The sequence below is a fragment of the Paenibacillus sp. FSL K6-1230 genome (genome assembly GCF_038002385.1).
GTDB classification, from domain to species: Bacteria; Bacillota; Bacilli; order Paenibacillales; family Paenibacillaceae; genus Paenibacillus; species Paenibacillus massiliensis.
On record NZ_JBBOCK010000001.1, the window covers coordinates 3,307,301 to 3,328,055 of the forward strand.

15 protein-coding genes and 1 riboswitch are annotated in these 20,755 nt (G+C 46.2%); of the genes, 4 read left to right on the top strand and 11 right to left on the bottom strand.

Annotated elements, in window-relative coordinates:
* Window positions 1–145: 145 nt before the first annotated feature.
* The 4 genes from lpdA to pdhA all read right to left on the bottom strand — a co-directional run bounded on the left by lpdA (window position 146) and on the right by pdhA (window position 5,065).
* Entirely contained in the window at window positions 146–1,567 is a 1,422-nt protein-coding gene (gene lpdA, locus MKX74_RS14350; protein WP_018884302.1) for a dihydrolipoyl dehydrogenase, read from the bottom strand.
* Window positions 1,568–1,570: 3 nt separating this feature from the next.
* On the bottom strand, window positions 1,571–2,890 hold the full coding sequence (locus MKX74_RS14355; RefSeq protein ID WP_341178873.1) for a dihydrolipoamide acetyltransferase family protein: 1,320 nt from the start codon (window positions 2,888–2,890) through the stop codon (window positions 1,571–1,573).
* A 30-nt stretch (window positions 2,891–2,920) separates the two neighbouring features.
* Window positions 2,921–3,898: an alpha-ketoacid dehydrogenase subunit beta gene (locus tag MKX74_RS14360; protein ID WP_018884300.1), complete on the bottom strand. Its 978-nt coding sequence runs from the start codon at window positions 3,896–3,898 to the stop codon at window positions 2,921–2,923.
* Window positions 3,899–3,997: 99 nt separating this feature from the next.
* Window positions 3,998–5,065 (bottom strand): pyruvate dehydrogenase (acetyl-transferring) E1 component subunit alpha, encoded by a 1,068-nt coding sequence (gene pdhA, locus MKX74_RS14365; protein WP_018884299.1) that lies wholly within the window; start codon window positions 5,063–5,065, stop codon window positions 3,998–4,000.
* A 276-nt stretch (window positions 5,066–5,341) separates the two neighbouring features.
* On the opposite strand from pdhA, the gene MKX74_RS14370 reads away from it, so the two are divergent.
* Window positions 5,342–6,076, top strand: a complete 735-nt coding sequence (locus tag MKX74_RS14370) for an alpha/beta hydrolase (protein ID WP_025677639.1) — start codon at window positions 5,342–5,344, stop codon at window positions 6,074–6,076.
* A 382-nt stretch (window positions 6,077–6,458) separates the two neighbouring features.
* Here the strand turns inward: MKX74_RS14370 and MKX74_RS14375 are convergent, their stop codons facing one another.
* Window positions 6,459–6,932 (bottom strand): low molecular weight protein-tyrosine-phosphatase, encoded by a 474-nt coding sequence (locus tag MKX74_RS14375; protein WP_341178874.1) that lies wholly within the window; start codon window positions 6,930–6,932, stop codon window positions 6,459–6,461.
* A gap of 3 nt (window positions 6,933–6,935) precedes the next feature.
* Window positions 6,936–7,604, bottom strand: coding sequence for a trimeric intracellular cation channel family protein (locus MKX74_RS14380; RefSeq protein ID WP_036634892.1), 669 nt, complete (start codon window positions 7,602–7,604; stop codon window positions 6,936–6,938).
* Between the two features lie 432 nt (window positions 7,605–8,036).
* Here MKX74_RS14380 and MKX74_RS14385 point away from each other — a divergent pair, with 432 nt between their 5' ends.
* Window positions 8,037–8,678, top strand: a complete 642-nt coding sequence (locus MKX74_RS14385) for a thiamine diphosphokinase (RefSeq protein WP_341178875.1) — start codon at window positions 8,037–8,039, stop codon at window positions 8,676–8,678.
* 277 nt (window positions 8,679–8,955) lie between these two features.
* Here the strand turns inward: MKX74_RS14385 and MKX74_RS14390 are convergent, their stop codons facing one another.
* On the bottom strand, window positions 8,956–9,912 hold the full coding sequence (locus MKX74_RS14390) for an IS30 family transposase (RefSeq protein WP_028591466.1): 957 nt from the start codon (window positions 9,910–9,912) through the stop codon (window positions 8,956–8,958).
* Between the two features lie 443 nt (window positions 9,913–10,355).
* Here MKX74_RS14390 and MKX74_RS14395 point away from each other — a divergent pair, with 443 nt between their 5' ends.
* Window positions 10,356–10,859, top strand: coding sequence for a C40 family peptidase (locus tag MKX74_RS14395; protein WP_341178876.1), 504 nt, complete (start codon window positions 10,356–10,358; stop codon window positions 10,857–10,859).
* Between the two features lie 151 nt (window positions 10,860–11,010).
* Here MKX74_RS14395 and MKX74_RS14400 read toward each other — a convergent pair whose 3' ends face one another.
* Window positions 11,011–11,721, bottom strand: coding sequence for a response regulator transcription factor (locus MKX74_RS14400; protein ID WP_341178877.1), 711 nt, complete (start codon window positions 11,719–11,721; stop codon window positions 11,011–11,013).
* Between the two features lie 105 nt (window positions 11,722–11,826).
* Window positions 11,827–12,843, bottom strand: a complete 1,017-nt coding sequence (locus tag MKX74_RS14405) for a thiazole biosynthesis adenylyltransferase ThiF (RefSeq protein ID WP_341178878.1) — start codon at window positions 12,841–12,843, stop codon at window positions 11,827–11,829.
* On the opposite strand from MKX74_RS14405, the gene MKX74_RS14410 reads away from it, so the two are divergent.
* Entirely contained in the window at window positions 12,828–13,052 is a 225-nt protein-coding gene (locus tag MKX74_RS14410; RefSeq protein ID WP_341178879.1) for a hypothetical protein, read from the top strand. The two genes, MKX74_RS14405 and MKX74_RS14410, sit on opposite strands and share 16 nt — an antisense overlap.
* A gap of 597 nt (window positions 13,053–13,649) precedes the next feature.
* On the opposite strand, the gene thiS is transcribed toward MKX74_RS14410, so the two are convergent.
* Both thiS and MKX74_RS14420 read right to left on the bottom strand, forming a co-directional pair.
* Window positions 13,650–13,853, bottom strand: a complete 204-nt coding sequence (gene thiS, locus MKX74_RS14415) for a sulfur carrier protein ThiS (protein WP_341178880.1) — start codon at window positions 13,851–13,853, stop codon at window positions 13,650–13,652.
* Window positions 13,854–14,167: 314 nt separating this feature from the next.
* Window positions 14,168–14,276, bottom strand: a riboswitch (TPP riboswitch).
* Window positions 14,277–14,521: 245 nt separating this feature from the next.
* Window positions 14,522–20,752, bottom strand: a complete 6,231-nt coding sequence (locus MKX74_RS14420; protein WP_341178881.1) for an OmpL47-type beta-barrel domain-containing protein — start codon at window positions 20,750–20,752, stop codon at window positions 14,522–14,524.
* Window positions 20,753–20,755: the final 3 nt, after the last annotated feature.

The following is a 20,755-nucleotide window of genomic DNA, read 5'->3' on the forward strand; positions in this document are numbered from 1 at the left end:
AAGGTTCTCCTCCTCAGACCTCAATATAGATCATATAAAAAGGAGCACCCCCAAGCAACATGCAGTTGCTTGGGAATACTCCCAGCTAACACTAATGACAAGCGTTAGAATCTACAAATAACTTATTAGATCTCAGAAGCGAAAATTAACGACGTGGTGCGATCGCATGGATTGGGTTACCCAATACCAGCTCAGCAGCTTCCATTACGATCTCGCCCAGGGTTGGGTGAGCATGAATAGTCAGAGCGATATCTTCCAGGGTTGCACCCATCTCGATAGCCAGACCCAGCTCAGCAATCAGGTTGGAAGCTTCGATACCTACGATTTGAGCACCAAGCACAAGGCCAGTCTCTTCGTCTGCAACGATCTTCACGAAGCCTTCTGCTCCGTTCAGGGATACTGCACGACCGTTAGCTGCATAAGAGAATTTGCCAGCTTTTACTTTGTGGCCTTTCTCTTTAGCTTGTGACTCGCTGTAGCCTACGCTTGCGCACTCTGGATCTGTGAATACTACAGCAGGGATGCACTTGTAGTCTACTACAGATGGCTCGCCTGCAATAGCTTCAGCAGCTACTTTACCTTCGTAAGAAGCTTTATGAGCCAGAGCTGGTCCAGCTACGATATCACCAATTGCGAAGATATGCTTGTGGTTAGTGCGTCCTTGATGGTCGACTTTTACGAAGCCGCGCTCATCTGTCTCTACACCAATCAGGTCAAGACCAAGCTCGCCATCTGTGTTAGGACGACGGCCAACGGTTACCAGCAGGTACTCAGCAGTTACTTCTTTCGCTTCGCCACCCACAGAGTATTTCACAGTAACATCTTTATCTGTTTGCTCAGCACTTTCAGCTTTTGCACCTGTTACGATCTCGATGTTCGTCTTCTTCATGTTCTTCGCTACAAGGCTAGTCATATCTTTATCGAATCCTGGCAGTACAGTATCCAGACCTTCAATGATAGTTACCTTCGTACCGAACTTGGAGTACATTTGACCCAGCTCAGCACCGATGTAGCCACCGCCGATTACGATCATGCTCTTAGGCACTTCTGGCAGGTTCAATGCTTCTGTCGAGGACAGAATGCGTCCGCCAAATGGGAATGGCTTCAGCTCGATTGGACGGGAACCCGTCGCGATAATGCAGTTCTTGAAACGGTAACGAGGGGACTCGTGATCGTTGAATACACGTGCCTCGTTCTCGTTAATGAACATGCACTCGCCGTTGAAGATTTCAACTTTGTTGCCTTTCAGCAAGCCAGATACACCTGCTGTCATTTTCTTTACGACACCGTTTTTGAATTCTTGAGTCTTCGTGAAGTCGACTTTCACGTCGCCTACAGATACGCCGAAGAAATCAGCATGCAGTGCATTCTCATATTGATGAGCTGCAGAGATCAGAGCCTTGGAAGGAATACAACCACGGTTCAAGCACACTCCACCCAGCTCGGATTTATCAACGATCAGTACCTTTTGACCCAGCTGTGCTGCACGGATAGCGGCAACATAACCGCCAGGACCCGCACCGATGACCAATGTATCAATATCCAGAGAAGCGTCTCCTACTACCATTGATTACACCTCCATAACGAGCAGCTCAGGATTAGCGAGCAGCTGTTTGATATAGTTCATGAAATTCTGTGCAGTGGCACCGTCGATAATACGGTGGTCGAAGCTCAGGGACAGAGCCATAACTGGTGCAGCTACGATTTCGCCATTTTTCACAACTGGCTTCTCACTGATGCGACCAGTACCCAGGATAGCTACCTCTGGGAAGTTGATGATTGGAGTGAAGAACATACCGCCAGCGGAACCGATGTTTGTGATGGAAATAGTGCTTCCTCTCATCTCGTTCGGGCTCAGCTTGCCTTCGCGACCACGTGCTGCCAGATCACGAATGGAGTCTGCGATCATCCAGATGCTCTTACGGTCAGCATCCTTGATGACTGGAACGATCAGACCAGCATCTGTATCTGTAGCGATACCGATGTTGTAGTACTTTTTGTACACAATTTCGTTCGCTTCTTCGTCGATCATTGCGTTAAGCACCGGGAACTCACGGGATGCAGCAACGAGTGCCTTAACGATGAATGGCAGATAAGTAACCTTAACGCCTTTCTTCTCAGCGATTGGCTTCATGCGTGTACGGAAAGCAACCAGCTCGGTAACATCCACTTCGTCCATGATTGTAACGTGTGGTGCAGTATAAGCGGATTTAACCATCGCATTGGAGATCGCTTTACGGATACCCTTGAACGGTACGCGCTCTTCTTCTACACGTTGATCAGCAGCTGCCGCGGATGCAGCTGGTGCTGTTGCCTTGGATTCCTCAGCTTTGCTGGATGCAGCTGGTGCTGCAGCTTGGCCGCCACCATTTTTGAAGGCTTCAACGTCTTCACGAGTCACTTTGCCATTGCTGCCAGTGCCTGTTACTTGAGCGATGTCTACACCTTGCTCACGAGCAAACTTGCGAACGCTAGGTGTAGCCAGTACTTCTTTGGAAGGAGCAGCTGGAGTAGCACCTTGACCGCCTTCTTTTGCATCGGACGGGCTGGAAGCTGCTGCGGAGTTCGAAGTCTCAGCTCCACCTTGAGCTGCATCTTTTTCTTGAGCCGCTTGGTCTGCTGGTGCATCATCTTGCTCAGGCAGTTCACCCTCAGCATCAATTACTGCTACAACTTGACCAACATGGAATACATCTCCGTCTTTAGCGAACACTTCAGTAACTGTTCCATTTACCGGACAAGGAACTTCTACCACCGCTTTGTCGTTTTGCACTTCCATGACGATATCTTCGTCGGTTACTTTATCCCCGACTTTGATATGCATTTTGATAATTTCGCCCTCATGCAGACCTTCGCCCAGTTCAGGGAATTTATATTCAAACTTTGCCACGCAAAAAACCTCCCTATCTATTCAGTTCAATTAAAATGCCAGGACGTTCTCGACTGCTTTCACTACACGTGCAGGGTTAGGCAACCAAGTGTCTTCGATTTGAGCAAATGGATACACAGTATCTGGACCTGCTACACGCAGTACCGGAGCTTCCAGGTGCAGGATTGCTTTTTCATTGATTTGTGCAATGACTTCAGCAGCAACGCCCGCGCTCTTTTGCGCTTCCTGAACGACGATAGCACGATTCGTTTTCTTGATGGAGGCTACAACGGTATCAATATCGATCGGGCTGATCGTACGCAGGTCAATAACTTCAACCTTGATACCTTTCTTCTCCAGCTCATCAGCTGCTTTAACAGAAGTATGAACCATCATGCCATAAGTAATAATCGTTACGTCAGAGCCTTCGCGAACTACGTTAGCTTTGCCCAGCTCTACTACATAATCCTCCTCTGGCACTTCAGCACGGAATGCATGATACAGATTCAAGTGCTCCATGAAGAAGACAGGATCGTTATCACGAATGGAAGCGATCATCAGACCCTTCGCATCATAAGGATTGGATGGAACAACCACTTTAATACCTGGGGTTTGTGTCAGAAGACCTTCCAGGGAATCCGTGTGCAGCTCAGCTGCTTTTACACCGCCACCAAATGGTGTACGGAATACGATTGGAGAGTTGTACACGCCGCCGGAACGATAACGCATACGTGCCGCTTGTACGACGATTTGGTCCAGAGCTTCGAAGATAAAGCCGACGAACTGGATTTCAGCTACCGGACGGAAGCCTTGAATACCAAGACCTACAGCCAGACCACCGATTGCAGATTCAGCCAGTGGAGTATCGAATACACGCTCTTCACCGAATTCTTTTTGCAGACCTTCAGTAGCACGGAATACACCGCCCACATGACCTACATCTTCACCAAAAAGCAGAACGTTAGGATCACGCTTCAATTCAACGCGCAGTGCGTCGCGGATCGCTTCTTTCATGTTCATTTGTGCCATTGCTTCATTTCCTCCTTAAACATTACAAGTCACATTTCATTTCATCACTTTATAATTCGTTCAAGCCAGACCGGGAGTTCCCCCGGCCTGTACGTGCATTTATTCGAAATCAGCCTTTTGCTCTTCCAGATGTTTAGGAGTGGACTCAAACATGCTGTCGATCAAGCCTGCTACTGTCATTTTTTCGGTTTTTTCAGCTTTTTTAATTTCTTCGTTTACTTTTGCTTTTGCTTCTTCTTTCACACGAGCTGTATCTTCTTCAGTCCAAAGACCTTTTTTCTCCAGATATTTAGCCAGACGTGCGATTGGGTCCTTCTCGCTCCACTCTGTTTCTTCTTCTTTGGAACGATATTTGGAAGCATCATCAGACAAAGAGTGAGGACGGAAACGATAAGTTACCGCTTCGATCAGGGTTGCACCCTCGCCATTGCGTCCGCGCTCAGCTGCTTCCTGAACAGCCTTGATTACCGCGAACACGTCCATGCCATCTACTTTTACGCCTTTGATCCCAGCAGCAACCGCTTTATGAGCGATGGACAATGCCGCAGTTTGCTTGGAGAATGGAGTAGTGATCGCATAACCATTGTTCTGTACGAAGAAAATAACCGGCAGTTTGTAAACTCCAGCGTAGTTCAGACCTTCGTAGAAGTCACCTTCGGAAGAACCGCCATCACCAGTGTAAGTAATAACGACTTGTTTTTGTTTTCTCAGCTTGAAGCCCATTGCAAGACCCATCGCATGCAGAATTTGCGCACCGATGATGATTTGTGGCATCAATACTTTAACGCCATCAGGGATTTGACCGCCATGTTGATGGCCACGGGAGTACAGGAATGCTTGATACAGTGGCAGACCATGCCATACCAATTGTGGAATATCACGGTAACCAGGTGCAACGAAATCGTCCTTATCCAGAGCGAATTCACTACCGATCATTGTTGCTTCTTGTCCGGATACCGGTGCGTAGAAGCCCAGACGACCTTGACGGCCCAGATTCACGGCACGGTCATCCCAAGTACGTGTAAATACCATACGGTACATAATTTCTTTCAATTGATCATCAGTAAGCTTAGGCATTTTCTCTTCATTAACGATTTCACCAGCCGGTGAAAGTACAGACAGAGCTTCTACCTCCTCTGTATATACTTCATAAGGAACCTTGCTCATTATCTTCACCTCAACAAAAAAATTTGAATATCAAGTTCCGCTGTTATAGAATTATTATACACCTGTTTCATCTCTCCCGTCAAAGGAAAACGGCATTTTTTATAAGATTTTCTGTTTTTGCTATATGTAACAGGTGACTAAATTTTATATAACAGCTTAGTACATCTTTTAAATTTGAACAGAACAATGTTGTATTTTACTTGCAATTTCAATCACGGTAATCTTAACTTATTGTGATCATGATTGCAAAAATTTACCCATGAAAGGTGACGAAACATGACGGATTCTCGCTATTTAAAACGCACCATTCTGAAAGACGAGATCGAAAGCCGGTGGCTTGGTGCCAAAAGAGCACTTCGCATCTATCTCCCACCCGGATACAATGAGATTCTCAGCTACCCCGTTGTCTATTGTCAGGATGGAGAAGAGTTCTTCAATTTTGGTCGAATCGCTACACATGCGAACAGGCTGATTTTGGATGAAGGTATTGAGCCTTTCATCATTGTCGGTGTAGAGGTGGATACCTCCATCCGCACTTCGGAGTATGCTCCATTTGGTAGCAGGTTCGAGGCTTATACCTCATGCTTCGCCGAAGAGATTATTCCTTATATAGAAGGAAAATATGCTGTACGCCGTGAACCTTCCGAACGAATTCTTGCCGGCGACTCACTAGGAGGCAGTGTTTCCCTGCATCTAGCCTTGCTTTATCCTGACCTGTTCACACGGATCATCAGTCTCTCCGGTGCTTACTACGATGAGTCCAGAGCCTTGATCGCGGAAGAAAAAGACTTGTCCCATCTGGATGTATGGATGGTCGTCGGTCTGCAGGAGACGAACTTCAAGAGTGATACTGGCGTTTATGATTTTGTGGAGCTTAATCGTCTCACCCGCCAGCTACTTGAGGAGCGGGGAGCAACCGTCTCCTATCGCGAGAAGGATGGCCAGCATCTGTGGGGCTTCTGGCAGAATGAATTGCCTGATGCACTTATGTATTTTCTGAATTTGGCCTAAAGGGGATCGTACGATTCCCTTTTTTTCTTTTCACGATTGCTCCATCATTCGTTTACCCACGTACTGTTACCCACAGCTATACTGCTCTGAGTGTACGCTGCATCCATTTCTACTAGCTCTAGTCCCTCCCTTCATGGCATTTGCGCATCGGGAACTTCGGTAAAACTCACCATCAATCCGTAGCTCCCTTTAGAAAACATTGGGGCTACACGCTCCCATCCGAATGTGTACGCTTACAATTGCTCACAAACAACAGAGTCTCTTGTGGAGACTCCATGATTCGGCTTATTTCGACAGTAGCAGCATGTGAGTACCTATTACAGACGCTTCTATGTAAAGTCGTCTTAGCACATCAGCTTCAAGCAGGCGCTACTATAGTTAATCATAGCCTTTCTTCGACAATTTTGTCCAGAAGCTTCTCGCAGCCAGCGTTGATCAAGCGATATACCTCTTCAAAGTTACCTGTAAAGTACGGATCCGGGACCTCCCGCTGCAGCTCATCGGGTAGCAAATCCATGAATTTGAGGATGTCAGCCTCTCCCCCACCAGGCAAGCGACGTAAATTCTGCTCATTGGAATCATCCATGCATACAATGTAATCAAATTGCGCAAAGTCCTCTCCCTGGACAGTACGAGCGAATAGACCATCACTGCTGATGCCATGCATATTCAGTTGGTTCAATGTACCCTCATGTGGAGGCTTGCCTACATGCCAATCTCCTGTACCGGCAGAATCTACCGTTATTTGCTCCTTCATCTCTCTCTCAGCAACCTGATGTCTGAATACAGCCTCGGCCATTGGTGAGCGGCAAATGTTGCCCAGGCACACGAATAATACATTAATGTGATTGTTCATCTGTTAAGGCGTCCCCCAATCTGCATAATCTCTCTTCGGCTTCGCTGCGGCTGTAGTTCCGGCTGATCCGGTATCCAGCGCACGTCTAGGAAGCTTCCATTTATAATATACCGATAACATTCGGAACAATACAATGCCCGTGAACAGAATGATGAGTTCCCCCGGGGTCTTCGTAAAGCCCGTACCGACCATGAAGCCACCTACCATCGCCCACACGGCATAGATTTCATCTCGGAGCACCAGTGGCTTGCGTCCAGCCAATATGTCTCGAATGATTCCGCCGCCAATCCCCGTCATGACACCAGCAACGATAGCTGCAATCAGCGGATGATTCATTTGAGTCGCATACAACGCGCCTTGGATCGCAAAGGCTGCAAGACCAATGGCATCAAAGAACACCTCAGTTCTACGCCAATGTGTAATCCAGGATAATGGGAGAATAAAAGCAATAGCTACTGAAATAACAGCCAGCATAATCAGCGACCCCTGACTCCATAACGTAGTCACCGGAACACCAATTAGTACATTACGGATAACACCGCCCCCAAAAGCAGTCACAAGGCCTAGTACCAGCACGCCAAGAATGTCGTATCCCTCTTCCATCGCAACAATCGCGCCTGATACTGCGAAGGCTACTGTGCCGATCATGCTGAACCAATCAAAAATGTGCATGTCCAATCCTTCTACGCTTCCTCTCCATATGTTGTCACTTGTCGTCGCCAACACCAGGCATAGTCTCTCAAATCTTCCGAAAATATAACCCGGGGTGTCATCTTTCACATGAAATCTATTGTAGCGGCATGTCGCCGAATTGTGCAAGAGAATAATCAACGTTATACTATAAAACGATCAAATTGAATGGAGATGTTCGAATCAGCAAATACTCCATGTCTCACCAGCGTAAAAAATAAGCTGGCTACATCCATACAATCCATACAATACATAATGTAAAATTGATTCAGCCCGTGTGGAATACAAGTCTGGTACTTCGGCCCTCACCCCGATCCGCTTACATAGGACCAGCAACATGAACAACAGACTGAACCTTAGCTTCAGAAGTACACCAGGCGGCAAGCTAGCTTTAAATATCAAGGAGATGAGAACGTGACACATAAGCGTGTAGTAATCTACTCAGGGGGACAGCTTCACGAGGAGGATTGGAAAGAAATTCAGGCAAATGATTTTATTATCGGCGCGGACCGCGGAGCACTCTACTTGATGCAGCATCATATACCGATCCATCTCGCTGTCGGGGATTTCGATTCCATCCTTCCAGAACAACTTCATCAGATTGAAGACTACGCAGAACGACTCTTGGCCTGCGATGCCGTAGACAAAGATCTTACTGATACAGAGCTGGCTATCGAGCTGGCGCTGAAGCAGCAGCCTGATGAGATCCTTCTGCTAGGCGCCACAGGAACGAGGATGGACCATACTTTGGCTAACATTCAGCTGCTAATGCAGGTGTTACAGCATCGCATACCTTGCAGCATCAAGGATTCGAATAATTACATCATGCTCACAGACTCATCGTTGGAAGTGAAATCTATGGGATACCCCTATATCTCACTTCTTCCGCTGAGCCCTGAGGTGACAGGGATTACGCTGGAGGGCTTCAAGTACCCGTTAGTAGATGCCACACTCAAGCTCGGACAATCTTTAGGCATTAGTAATCACCTGGCGGGAGATGCAGGGGTGGTCACCATCTGTAGCGGAGTACTTCTCGTGATTCAAAGCCGAGACTGAGCTGGACAATCATGCTGATTGAATTATACGCACCTTGGAGAATATCACCTTAAAGCGACAGATATTATATGATAACCGTTGGGCAAATATAGTACGGGGCAAGCCGGTGCTGTTTGTAGTTAGAACATACTAGATAGATGTATTATCATACCTGTTATGCCTCATTACTCGTTCATTTTATTAATACACCTCTGTAAGATGTTTGTTTCCTGACTATACGTATTAGCACGTTTGCCAGAGTATTTCCCCTCACAATTTAATTAATAAAGACGGATTGTCAAGCCAAGTGCGACAGTTCCTCTGAAAAGGATTCGTGAGCGGTCCTCCAGTCCAGACATTTACGTGGTCTTTGGTTGATCAAGTGCAGAGCGTTTTCCAGAGCTTCATCCGTGATTTGCGCGAAATCGGTCCCCTTGGGGAAAAACTCTCGCAAGAGGCCGTTGGCATTCTCATTCGAGCCGCGTTGCCAGGAGGAATACGGATCTGCGAAATACACCTGTACGCCATGAGTAGCTTCCAAGCTGGCGTAACAGGCAAACTCCTTGCCACGGTCTGCGGTAGCGGTTTGAAATGCATGGGTAGGATACTGTGAGGCCGCTACACCAAAGGCAATCTCCATGGACAACGCGGTACGGTCTGGCATCCGAATGGCGGTGTACAAGCGGGTTTTGCGTTCGATAAACGTGGCCAAGCAGCCCTTGCTTTTCCCACGGCCTGAGACGACTGTATCGAGCTCCCAATGGCCGAAGGTCTCCCGGGAACGAACCACTTTCGGACGCTGAGAGATGGCCTTACCCACAGCGAACTTGCCGCGTGTCTCTGCAGGTCTCTGCCGTTTACCTTTGTGCCGTAAAACCGTAAGCACGCCTTTTACCAAACGGCCTGTATACAGCCAGCGATAGATCGTTTTAAAACATACCATCGCTTGACCCTCCTGACGCAATCGCTCTACGGTTTGCTCCGGAGACCAGGTCGCCTGAAGCTTTTCTTCGATGCGACTCGCCAGTTCTAGATTCCACTTACCTCCGGAAACTGACGCCTTACGGCGCTGGACATAGCCCTCTTGCGAGTTCTCCGCGCAGTACGGGTGTTCTGCTGCATTTCGGCGGAGTTCACGGCCAATGGTGGCATGATGTCTGCCAAGTTCCTTGGCAATCGCTCTGGTACTTTTCCCCTGCTGGTGGAGGATTTCTAGCTTGCTTCGCTCGATTATGCTAAGATGTGTGTAGCTCATGGTGGATTCTCCTTGTGTGAATGTGGTGTAGGAACCTTCATTCTACACGAATCCGGCCATGGGCTCTTTGGTATATTTATTTCCAGTAGGTGTCGCACTTCATATTACAATCCGTCTAAAGATTAAAAAACTCGAAATACAAAGTTACAATTTTGTAATTTATACAACCCATGATCCACGCTGCTAGAGATCAACAAATGAGGAGAAGAACCTTGATATATAAAGGTTTCTTCTCTTTTTCAACTCTCCATAAATCACAAAATTTGTTTCATGTTATAATTTTAATCATTTTTTCATAAAAGCCACAAAAGCGCTGTACGAGTAGATTTTCATGACTTCATCCAACTTTTAGGAAGTTACAAAACTGTTATACTCATTCCAGGAAAGCGGACAAGCATTCATCTCGCATGAATGACTACACATTTCTTGGAGGTACACACATCATGAATTTACAACCAATGTTTAAGAAAATTGCAACTGTTGGATTTGCAGTCTCCATCGGCCTCGGTGCCGTTGCTATATATGACGCACAGCCGGTTCAAGCCGCAACAGCTACAAGCCAGTCCACTGCTGACAGCCTATTGAAATACGGAAAAAAATACATGGGAACCCCTTATGATTTCGGCGCTTCTACTAAAACAACCAGAGTTTTCGATTGCTCCTCGTTTATGCAACATATTTTTGAAAAGTACGGGGTTGATCTGCCAAGAACATCGGCTGCTCAATCCAAAGAAGGCAAAGCGGTATCCAAGTCTAATCTGCGCAAAGGAGACCTGGTATTCTTCTCCAGTGGCAGTCGTGCCACCGGGAAAAATGTAACTCACGTCGCAGTGTATGCAGGCAATGGCAAAATACTTCATACCTACGGCAAGCCAGGTGTGACGATCTCCGATCTGAACTCCGGTACATGGAAGAGAACCTATCTGAAGGCTCGTCGCGTACTTTAGTCCGCCCTAATGCATTATAGTAAGTAGTACAGAACAACTTAGTCCGAATATCCACCAAAAACAAAGTGCTCTGCATGGCTGCCAACAGCCAATGCGAGCACTTTTTCTATAATCATGAATTTGCGTTAGTTTTTCACAAATAAGCTTGTACTCATTCGGGCTGAGCAATATAATAGCCTATCCCGCGCTTGGTGCGAATTAGCTTTTGCCTATGGCCGCGATCCAGCTTCTTCCTCAAATGTCTTATGTAGACGTCCACCACATTCGTATCAGAGATATAGTCATGCTCCCATACATGTCGTAGGATTTCGCGACGACTGCATACCCTGTTCACTTGCAAAGCAAGATACAGCAGCAGATCAAATTCCTTGGGCGTAAGCTCCACTTCAATTCCAGCACGCCACACTTGTCTAATTTCCTGGTGAATAATCATATCCCCGATCTCCAGCTCACTCTGCATACGATGCCTCGGGCGGGTACAGCGTAATACATTTCGTACTCTTGCCAAGACAATTGAGGTATCCTCTGCAACATGAACTACGTCCTTGGCACCAGCCTCGAAGCTGGCAACTACATTTTCAGGGTCGTAGCGATCTAGTAGGAAAATTACAGGAATGTGCGGAGCGCACATCCTCAGCGCAGTTAAAATATCCTGTGGCAGACTCTCCAAAGATAACCTTCCCTTAACCTCCATCAGCATGATATCCGTACTCATTGCTTGCAGCCAGTCTACAGCCTCTTCACGATGGTGTATAGATTTCACTTTATACCCATCCGCTGTGAGCGCCAGTATAATCTCCATTTTATCCTCTTCACTCAGGATCAGGATCATGTCCTCCAATACTCTCACCCGTTTGCTCAATCTGAGCCTTCCTTCGTTTAAACACAAGCCCGTCTCTATACTCCAAAGGAAAGCTCGTCATCAGTATGGGTAGATTCACTCTTGGACATTCAGGGAGCGCTAGGCTTAACCAAAATATCGGTGATAGAGACTTCTAGCTCGCGCAATATCCTTGGTGCCATGAATCAGTGCACGACCATCCGGGAACAGCACAATTCGATTCTCTCCAAGATCCAGTGATAGCAGAAACGGGTTCAATGTTACTTGAGCACCCGCTTTCTCCAATTGCTCAGCCATATCCTTGAGCGAAATCTGTAGCTTGCGCGAAGGTCTGATCTGAACTGTATCTCTCCCGCATAGCACGTCTGTTTTTTGTCGGTTGGCCGCATCCAGATAAGGATAACGCGGGGCTGGTCCACAGGATGGACAGTCCGCTTTTTTTGCATTATTGACCCCAATCGCTACATGCTCATTTCGCCAAACATCAAATGAGAGTAGCTTGTCTCGTAGTACATCTTCATGCCCGCTGAGCAGCTTCAGTGCTTCAGAGGTCTGATGTGCTGTCACGAGTTGTACAGCCTGTGGCAAAATACCAGACGTATCGCATGTATCTCCACCAAGTGGAACACTACCCAGCAGGCAGCTCAGACAAGGCGTTTTCCCTGGTATAAATGTATAAGTAATACCGTAGCTTCCCACACATCCACCATAGATCCAAGGGATGCCATACTTACAGGCAATATCGTTTATCAGTAATCTTGTATCAAAATTATCGGTCGCATCCATGATGATGTCTGCGCCAGCAATGAGCTCTTCCAGTTCCTCCACATTTACATCCAGCACGTGCGCATGGATCTTCACCGAGGAATTGATGGCAGAAAGTCTATTAAGAGCAGCAATCGCCTTTGGCGTTCGTGAGATCGCATCATTCTCATCGTACAGCTGCTGACGCTGTAAATTACTCCATTCGACATAATCACGATCTGCAATCGTTAAGGTACCAATGCCTGAGCGGACAAGGGTTTCCGCTATCCCTGTACCCAGGGCACCCGCACCAATGATGAGTGCATGCGAGGTTGATAGACGCCGCTGGCCCTCACTCCCGAACGGAGCAAAACGGATTTGTCTTGAGTACCGTTCCATATCATAAGCGCTGTCAGCCTGCTTGTGGTCTTGGTAGTCTTGGTGGTCTTGGTGGTCTTGGTAGTCTTGGTGGTCTTGGTGGTCTTGGTGGTCTTGGTGGTCTTGGTAATCTTGAATTTCACTTGGTTCTGCTGATTCACTCACGTACATACCATTCCTTCCGATGGGCTGCTTGCCACAGCTTGTGGCTTGATCATAATCATTGCTAGCTTAGATCCGTATCTACCCCTAAGAACAACGGAGCTTAATTGGATCTGTTCCCTAGTTCTACTCCCTAGTTCTACTCCCTAGTTCTACTCACTGGTTCTACTCACTGGTTCTACTCTCACAAGTCTACTCGTTGACTTTGCTATTGTTAAGGAACCAGCGAACTCTTGATAACAGTAAGGAGCGGAAAGTGGAGCGCGATAACTGGCCCCATTTTGTCCTTATTTTTGTCCGTACTTTTGTCCCTATGCTACAGCGGAGAGGAACAGATGACGGTATGCAAGATAAGGTTAATGCAAAGGAATGACTGATCACTTCTACACTTAATCATATCATACAATTCGGGAACCGGGGGAGCTGTGCAATTGTTGCATCCTTCTCATATGGAACACCTGAAATATTTCGTGACAGCCCATAACACTAACAGGTCAGTATGTCTTGATAAATCCCCTCTGCTTCAGTTTCAATCATCGTACAATTAATGCAACACTTTCACCTTTAGATGCTTCAAACACGTGTTTGTGTATATCCAGATATACAAATACCTGTATCCAGCAGTAATCAGGAGCTACTCTGTTTGAATATTATGTGCAACATGTTTAACCACCGCCTACAAAATGGACAATCTCTATTCGATCTCCGTCACACAATACTGCTTGATGATGCATATCCCGCACCAAAATTCTCCGATTGAGCTCTACTACAACAGTCTTCACCTGTAAATCGAGCTCGCTCAGCAGCTGATCAACCCGATTAATATGTGCTCCGAACGTCATGTCTTGCCCATTAATCTTTAGCCTCATGTTTTTATCTCCTCCTATTCAAAATATTAGCAAGCCAAAACTTACCCTAGTAGCTTTATGCCCCCTTTTCCCTCTGTAATGACATATACTTCTATCAATAATTGCCCCTTTCACATTACAAAGTACTAGTCCCGAGCAGTAAACAAATATGAAAGTAAAGGGAAAACAAAAAACCACTTTCCAGAAGGAAAGTGGTGAAATAAGCTCAAGGATATACAATAGACAGGCCAATGCGTATACCCGTAAGACCCAAAGCCAATACGCACAAAACCGTAGCTTATACAAAGTAAGCTCAAGTCAAGCTGTCTAAATGCATCCAATTATCACCACTTCCCTACGCTGGCATAATCCAGATCAGGTGCAAAGGGTCCGGAACACAATTGTTCCATCTCAGCCAGTTGCTCGGCTCCCCTAGTGTTGTCTTTTTAATTATTCATTTTAGCTGCAGATCAATAACGGGTAGTTAGGAGAATACATGATATTCTCTTTTAACAACGCTTATTAACTAAATGATCAAACTCTTATAACTAGTCAAGAATGACTATATACTGCTTCACATTTTATTGTAGAGCTAGTTAAGTTCAAATCTTGATCCGAATTGGAAGATGATGTAATCGTATCATAACACATTGAAAATTGTAAAGTGCTGTGCGGGTAGCCTCTACGTCTCAGTTCAAATAATGCAGCAAATTATAGATCATCTCGGCTGCCTCTGCACGAGTCACGTAATGCTTCGGACGAAAAGTTCCGTCTGGATATCCCTGAAGCAAGGAGAGCTGTGTGAGTCCCAGTACTTCTTCTCGGGCCCACCCTGCTATTAGAAGCTCATCATTATATCGCTCTTCTCCCCCTGCCGTTCCGTCTTGCTCAGTGACATTCCCAAGCATTTTAGAGGCCTGTTCCCTTGAAATCAATTGATCAGGAGCAAATACATCATCCGAAAACCCCCGTGCTACCACATGCTTAATTGCCGATTTCAACTCTGGAATATACCACTCAGTAGGCTGAATATCTTTAAACGTTAATATCGTATCCTCTTCAGGCAACTGTAGGGCACGAACTATCATAGCTGTAAATTCTGCTCGGGTGACCTCCCGTTCCGGCTCATACGTCCTGTCAGAAGTTCCTTTTACAATACCTCGGTCAGCTAGTTCTTGTATTTTGGCACGATTGAAAGTACGCTCGATGTCTTTAAATCCTGCACCAGAAAAATTGCTACTCTCATCCCCTAAATCTCCCTTTGGGGCTGGTATGGTAACTAGTGAATCTTTAATTTGTGATCCAGCATTTATAACATTGTCTTCCTTAATCATCTCAGTGGTAGCTGTCATAGGAGTAAATGTCTTAGCACTGGACTTGGTACGTTCCTTAATATTCTTCGTTGAGCTCCTAGCCCCTTGGCCGTTCTCCGTCCAGATGTCCAGTTCGTAACTTGTTCCACTCTTCAGCGGCTCCCATACAAACACAGGATCTCTGCCTTTGTAAATGACCATCCCTTTATTCATAATGACAATCGTATCGTTAGGTTGGGTATTTCCGACTGTTATCGTAATAGAAGTGTGCTTGGATTCCACCTCAACTGAAAATCCACTATCAGGCAAGGTTTCAAAGCTAACCTCATAAGGCTCGCTAGTGCCACTGCTATTCACAGGCTCAACGCTGACGACATGACGCTCTGAACTGTCAAAGCCTTCAAAAGAGTATGTCAAGTCCATCGTGTCGCCTAACAGCTTTCCATCTAAGTAAACTTGGTAATAATCCGCTCCGGATATCTGATTCCATTCTGCGGTAGCCCTTGACGTTGTAATGTCCTTCATCCATACATCGTTCTGCTTTACAGGGCTCGGATATGTCCTCCAGTAGAATTCCCCTGGTAACCCGTTACCTGACTCATTTATAGCAATGACCTTATACGTATAGTTAATTCCAGGTTCAAGTTTCAAGACTGACATGCGTGCCTCGCTCACAACGCCAAGCTCCTCTTTCCCTTGGTAAACGATGTACTTTGTTGCACCTTTAACAGGCTCCCATGTCAATGTGAACGATCGGTCTTCTGGATTTTCTGCGGTAAAACCCACGACCTGTGTTGGTTGTGTAATAAAACGTCCCTTTAAACTCTCTCCGAATCCAGACGTATTCCCAGCAGTAATTTGAAAATGATACGTAGTTCCTCCGGTTAATCCTCGAACAACAAAATGGGTGCCCGAAACCGTATATTTACGATCATTCACACTGATCTTATATGTTGTAGCTCCATGAACGGGTGCCCAACTAATCACAGCTGAGTTCTCCTTAATATCGCTTACGTTTAGCCCTCCAACCTGATCTGGCAGTGTAAGGCCATAAGTCGAGCTTGTTACACTTAGTCCGCTACTATTTAGTGACCGGATACTTATGTTCGCTGGTGTACCAGCGGGTAGGTTCGGAATCGTTGCTTGAAGCTCATGTGCCCCAAATACGTATTCTTGCCCGCCATTGACCACCATTCGGTAGCCAGATGCTCCTCGAACCTGATTCCAGGCAATCAACAGCTCATTACGCCGAGCTTCGACTACAGTTAAGTTATCTACCATCCCCGGCAAGGTGAGCACATTCATGTGACTGTACGCACCTGAACCCGTAGTATTAATGGCTGAGAGACGATAGTTGTACGCCGTTCCAGAGGACAAGCCTATATCTGAAAATGCTTCATATACAGATTCTGTGACAGGTGCATTATTGCGATCCAGTGCATAGTAAGTTGCCGTTGTCACACTATGCCAAGTTAGGTCCACGGAATTTTCGCCAATCGAAACCGATTTGAACCCATCAGGAGCGTCTGGGAGCGATAAAATCGATTGACTTGTGGTGGGGCCCTCTCCAGTAGCATTGATTGCCGACACCGTAACATTGTAGACTGTGTCCGGCTGTAAGTTCACGATCGGTTGATATACGCTAGTGGTTACCGTTTGATTATATACTTCTTGCTGAGAATCCATGTTAAAGGCTACAATTCTATAACTATCAGCTGACTTTACTGCATCAAAGCTGACTGTGATATGTCCAGCCTCTCGTTCTACTGGATATAAAGACAGATTCCTTGGAGCTGCTGGTAAAGTAAGTAGACGCACTGGATGGCTTACTGCTTCACCCACGTGATTTCGAACCGTTACCTCATACTCATAGCTCGTACCCGAGGATAACGAATGATCTACTGCCCAATCCCCAGGATAAGTGAGATTCACGCCTTGTCCATTGGAAAGATTACGCAATGTGTACTCATACCCGCCTGTAAAGCTCTTCCCGCTAGGAAGAGTCCATTGAAGGGCAGCTTGATTGAGGCCGATAGATTGCACGGAAAGCTCTGGTGCTATAGGTGGTTGCTGCAAATGCAACGCTGAAGAACTAGCTACCGTACTGTTCCCTACGTTATCCTCTACTTTGGCATGGATGTACCAAATACCTTCTTGCGTAACATTCACCTGGAAGCTGTTACTGCTTGCTAGCTCCCAGCTATCAGGTTCTTGTGGAGAAGAAGTAACTTGATAATAGCGCCGATCTGGGTTGATGCCTGAGCCATGATCTTGATATTGAATGGTAGCTTTAATCATCTCTTGTGACCATCCACGCTGTGATGGGCTAATATGAATGACTGGATCGGTTTTATCGATGCGTACCGTCGTAGTCGTCTCCGCACTGATGTTGCCAGCCTCATCTACTGCACGTGCAGTAATAACCGTTATTCCGTCCTCAGTAACTTCCCCTTGCTCTCCAGACACATAAATCCCATTACCAAGCTTATACTCGTACCGGAGGCCTCTTGTGTCCACAGAACCTGAGATCTTAAACTGAACGCTTTCTCTTGTGTGGTTGTTCGTGGACAAGCTGATACTTGGAACGGTTGGTGCTGTTCTATCAATGACTATCGTACCATTTGTAATGCTGCTATGATTACCTGCAAAATCAGTACTACGCGCAAATATCTGATGCTCGCCTTCTTCAGTAACGGTAATCGGTCCTGAATAGGTCTGCCAAACAGAAGTGGCCCCCACTTTATACTCTGTCATCTTCACACCACTCACCGTGTCTGTTCCAGGTAAGATTGAAAATTCAACATTTCCCGTTGTATCACCAGTCGTATTTTTTTCAATGATTGGCGAAGTTGGAGGTGTTATATCGATTTTCGCTTCCGATGAAGCTTCGCTACTTACATTACCTGCATGATCCCACGTCCGGGCATATACCGTTTGACCCTCCTCACTAAGGAGGATCGGAGTGGTGTAGGTTTCCCAGTTACCCGTATTAATCCGATATTGCGTCTCTTTAATTTCACTACCACCTGAATCTATGCCATGTGTAATGTTGATAGTGGTGTCCCTACTCTGCCAATCGGATCCGCCTCCGTGCACAAGAGTTGGCTTCTGCGGTGGAATCTTATCGATCTGGGTATCCAGACTAGCCACAGTACTGATATTTCCCGCCTGATCGAAAGTGCGTGCATTCACGATAACACGTTCACTGACCGTTAAAGGAGTTGTATAATCTGTCCAATCCCCATTATTGATCTGTACTTGCGATTTCTGTATCCCACTCGGGCCCACCTGACCGTTGGTAATTGTAACCATCTTGCTTCCGTTATACCAGCCACCATGATCTGATGTAACCGTTGGTGCTGACGGGGTTGTTTTATCAATTTGTGTATCCAGACTAGAAATAGTACTTATATTCCCGGCTTTGTCGATGGTTCGAGCATTCACCGTTATCCGCTCATTCACAGTGAATGGGGCTGTATAGTCTGTCCATCCGCCAGTACCGATTTGTAACTGCGACTTTTGAACGCCACTTTGACTCTCAGAACCATGCGTGATTGTTATCATCTTATTTCCGTTGTACCAGCCACTACGATCCATCGTGATTGTTGGTGCTGTTGGTGCGGTCTTATCGACGATAAAGCTTCCAGAATACCAAGCGGAAGCTGTCCCTCCATATCCATCACTCACGTTGACATTCATGGAAGTTATTCCTTCTGCCAACTCCGAACCAGACCACGTTAAGGACCACACCCCCGGATAGATTGTGATGGATTTTGTCACACCGCCTAGATTCCCCATAATGGTCAACCTATCACCATCCGTGTCGTTGGCTGTTCCCGAAATGGTAATCGTATTATATCCATTGGTTACAGAGATATAGTGTGTACCAGCACTAGTAATTGCTATGGAAGGGACAGCATTGACTACACTACCCTTAACGTAAAAGTAGCCATCCGCTGCCCTTCCATGGTCTGGATAAGCGCCATCTGCAGCTTGCACTGTTGTTACAAAGTTGCCAGGACTGTAATTATACCCACTTGGTATTGCTGTATAATCATTAAAGGTAAATCGAGCCTCCCTCTCACTCTGATCGTAAGAGGAGTACCGCGCAACTCTCAGTGTTTTTTGAGGCATTTCTCTGGCCTCGTATCCAGGATTTTGCCGATTTTCACTACTAATAGAGGCGACATAGGGATAATCCCTAATATCGTAATCATTTGTGCTAGTATTCGCCGTTCGAATTTCCATCGTTGTCTTGTTACCGTATAGTACATATTCCCCACTAGTGCTATCAAATCTAGCATTCTGATACATTACCGCTTTAATGTGCCAATCAATAAGAGCTCCTTCTGTACCCCCATCAGCTTTGGGATCCCCACCAAAATGATTTGTCCAAGGCCCATATGGAGTAGCCACAGCTTCATATCGATTAAAGTTATACATATGCGCTGCCGCATAGGTTTTGAGAGGTGCGATGACTATACCAAAGCTTTGTAGCAAGACAACTGCTGCCAGAAAAACACTAATTCGTTGAAGACGAGATGCTAAAAAATGATTATTTTTGTACTTATTCCGCCTTCTTTCAGAAACTTTAATAGCTTCCCTCTTTAATCTCCAATATCCCTTCGTGGAAAGAATAATTGTCGGCTGCTGAAGCTTCACTTTCATTCGACTGTCGAACCGTTTCTGTATATCTATGGCCCAATGCTGGAACTGTTGGATAAATTCCTTCACAAAGGAGAATGTCCGTTTGGCTTCTACCTCTCCCTTCCGCTCCCATTGTTCAACAGTAAGCATGTCCACGGCTCCCGTGACGTTGGCCGATGCAGGCTCAATCTTAACATCCGCTGATACTACATCACTCGGTATTGCCTGGATACTAAGCGCTCGTGCATACACGGTCGTGCGTCCTGAGGCTTCCAACTGAAATGGCCTGGTGTAGTCCGTCCACACCCCCATTTCTCCAATACGATACTGTACCTTCTCTTCTCCTGCCTTGGGACCCGTTAACTGAATCCCCACAGCCTCCTTCGTATAATCCGTTGAATTAAGCGTGATCTTAGGTGCCGCAGGACGAGTACGCTCAATCTGCAGGCTCGCATGAGTAATTTGACTGATATGCCCGGCTCGGTCAATGGTCCGAGCCGTTAGAACCTGAGCTCGATCCTGAGCCTTTAGAGTGAATGGACCAGAATAATCCTGCCACTCCCGCTCATCCACACGATATTGACTCCTCTCAACACCACTGCCACCTGTGTCGTAGCCATGCTGGATCATGACACGGATGTCATCACTTTCCCAATTCACGTAATTCACACTGATATTAGGCATATCAGGGGGGATTTGATCCTTTAATCTGCTCGTATTAGAAAACGTAATTAAATCGTTGTTATATGAATTTTTTCTAGTGAGTTGAGATTCTTCCAGAGCTTCAACTGGATCAAGTTCGATCTTAGTCTGACTGGAGTCCGAGTCATTGGAATGAAATAAAACCATGTTGATTACTGCTTCATTGCGACTTCGATCTGCACTGTGCGCTTTATTAAAGTACGGCGTGAATATGCCAGAGAAGAGAATCACAGTCAACATGAGCTTAAATCCCTTCATAGC

Bases quoted from the DNA above. Each gene is read 5' to 3' on its own strand.
- lpdA (WP_018884302.1), bottom strand. From the start codon at position 1,567: ATGGTAGTAGGAGACGCTTCTCTGGATATTGATACATTGGTCATCGGT.
- MKX74_RS14360 (WP_018884300.1), bottom strand. From the start codon at position 3,898: ATGGCACAAATGAACATGAAAGAAGCGATCCGCGACGCACTGCGCGTT.
- pdhA (WP_018884299.1), bottom strand. From the start codon at position 5,065: ATGAGCAAGGTTCCTTATGAAGTATATACAGAGGAGGTAGAAGCTCTG.
- MKX74_RS14370 (WP_025677639.1), top strand. From the start codon at position 5,342: ATGACGGATTCTCGCTATTTAAAACGCACCATTCTGAAAGACGAGATC.
- MKX74_RS14375 (WP_341178874.1), bottom strand. From the start codon at position 6,932: ATGAACAATCACATTAATGTATTATTCGTGTGCCTGGGCAACATTTGC.
- MKX74_RS14380 (WP_036634892.1), bottom strand. From the start codon at position 7,604: ATGCACATTTTTGATTGGTTCAGCATGATCGGCACAGTAGCCTTCGCA.
- MKX74_RS14390 (WP_028591466.1), bottom strand. From the start codon at position 9,912: ATGAGCTACACACATCTTAGCATAATCGAGCGAAGCAAGCTAGAAATC.
- MKX74_RS14395 (WP_341178876.1), top strand. From the start codon at position 10,356: ATGAATTTACAACCAATGTTTAAGAAAATTGCAACTGTTGGATTTGCA.
- MKX74_RS14405 (WP_341178878.1), bottom strand. From the start codon at position 12,843: ATGGAACGGTACTCAAGACAAATCCGTTTTGCTCCGTTCGGGAGTGAG.
- thiS (WP_341178880.1), bottom strand. From the start codon at position 13,853: ATGAGGCTAAAGATTAATGGGCAAGACATGACGTTCGGAGCACATATT.
- MKX74_RS14420 (WP_341178881.1), bottom strand. From the start codon at position 20,752: ATGAAGGGATTTAAGCTCATGTTGACTGTGATTCTCTTCTCTGGCATA.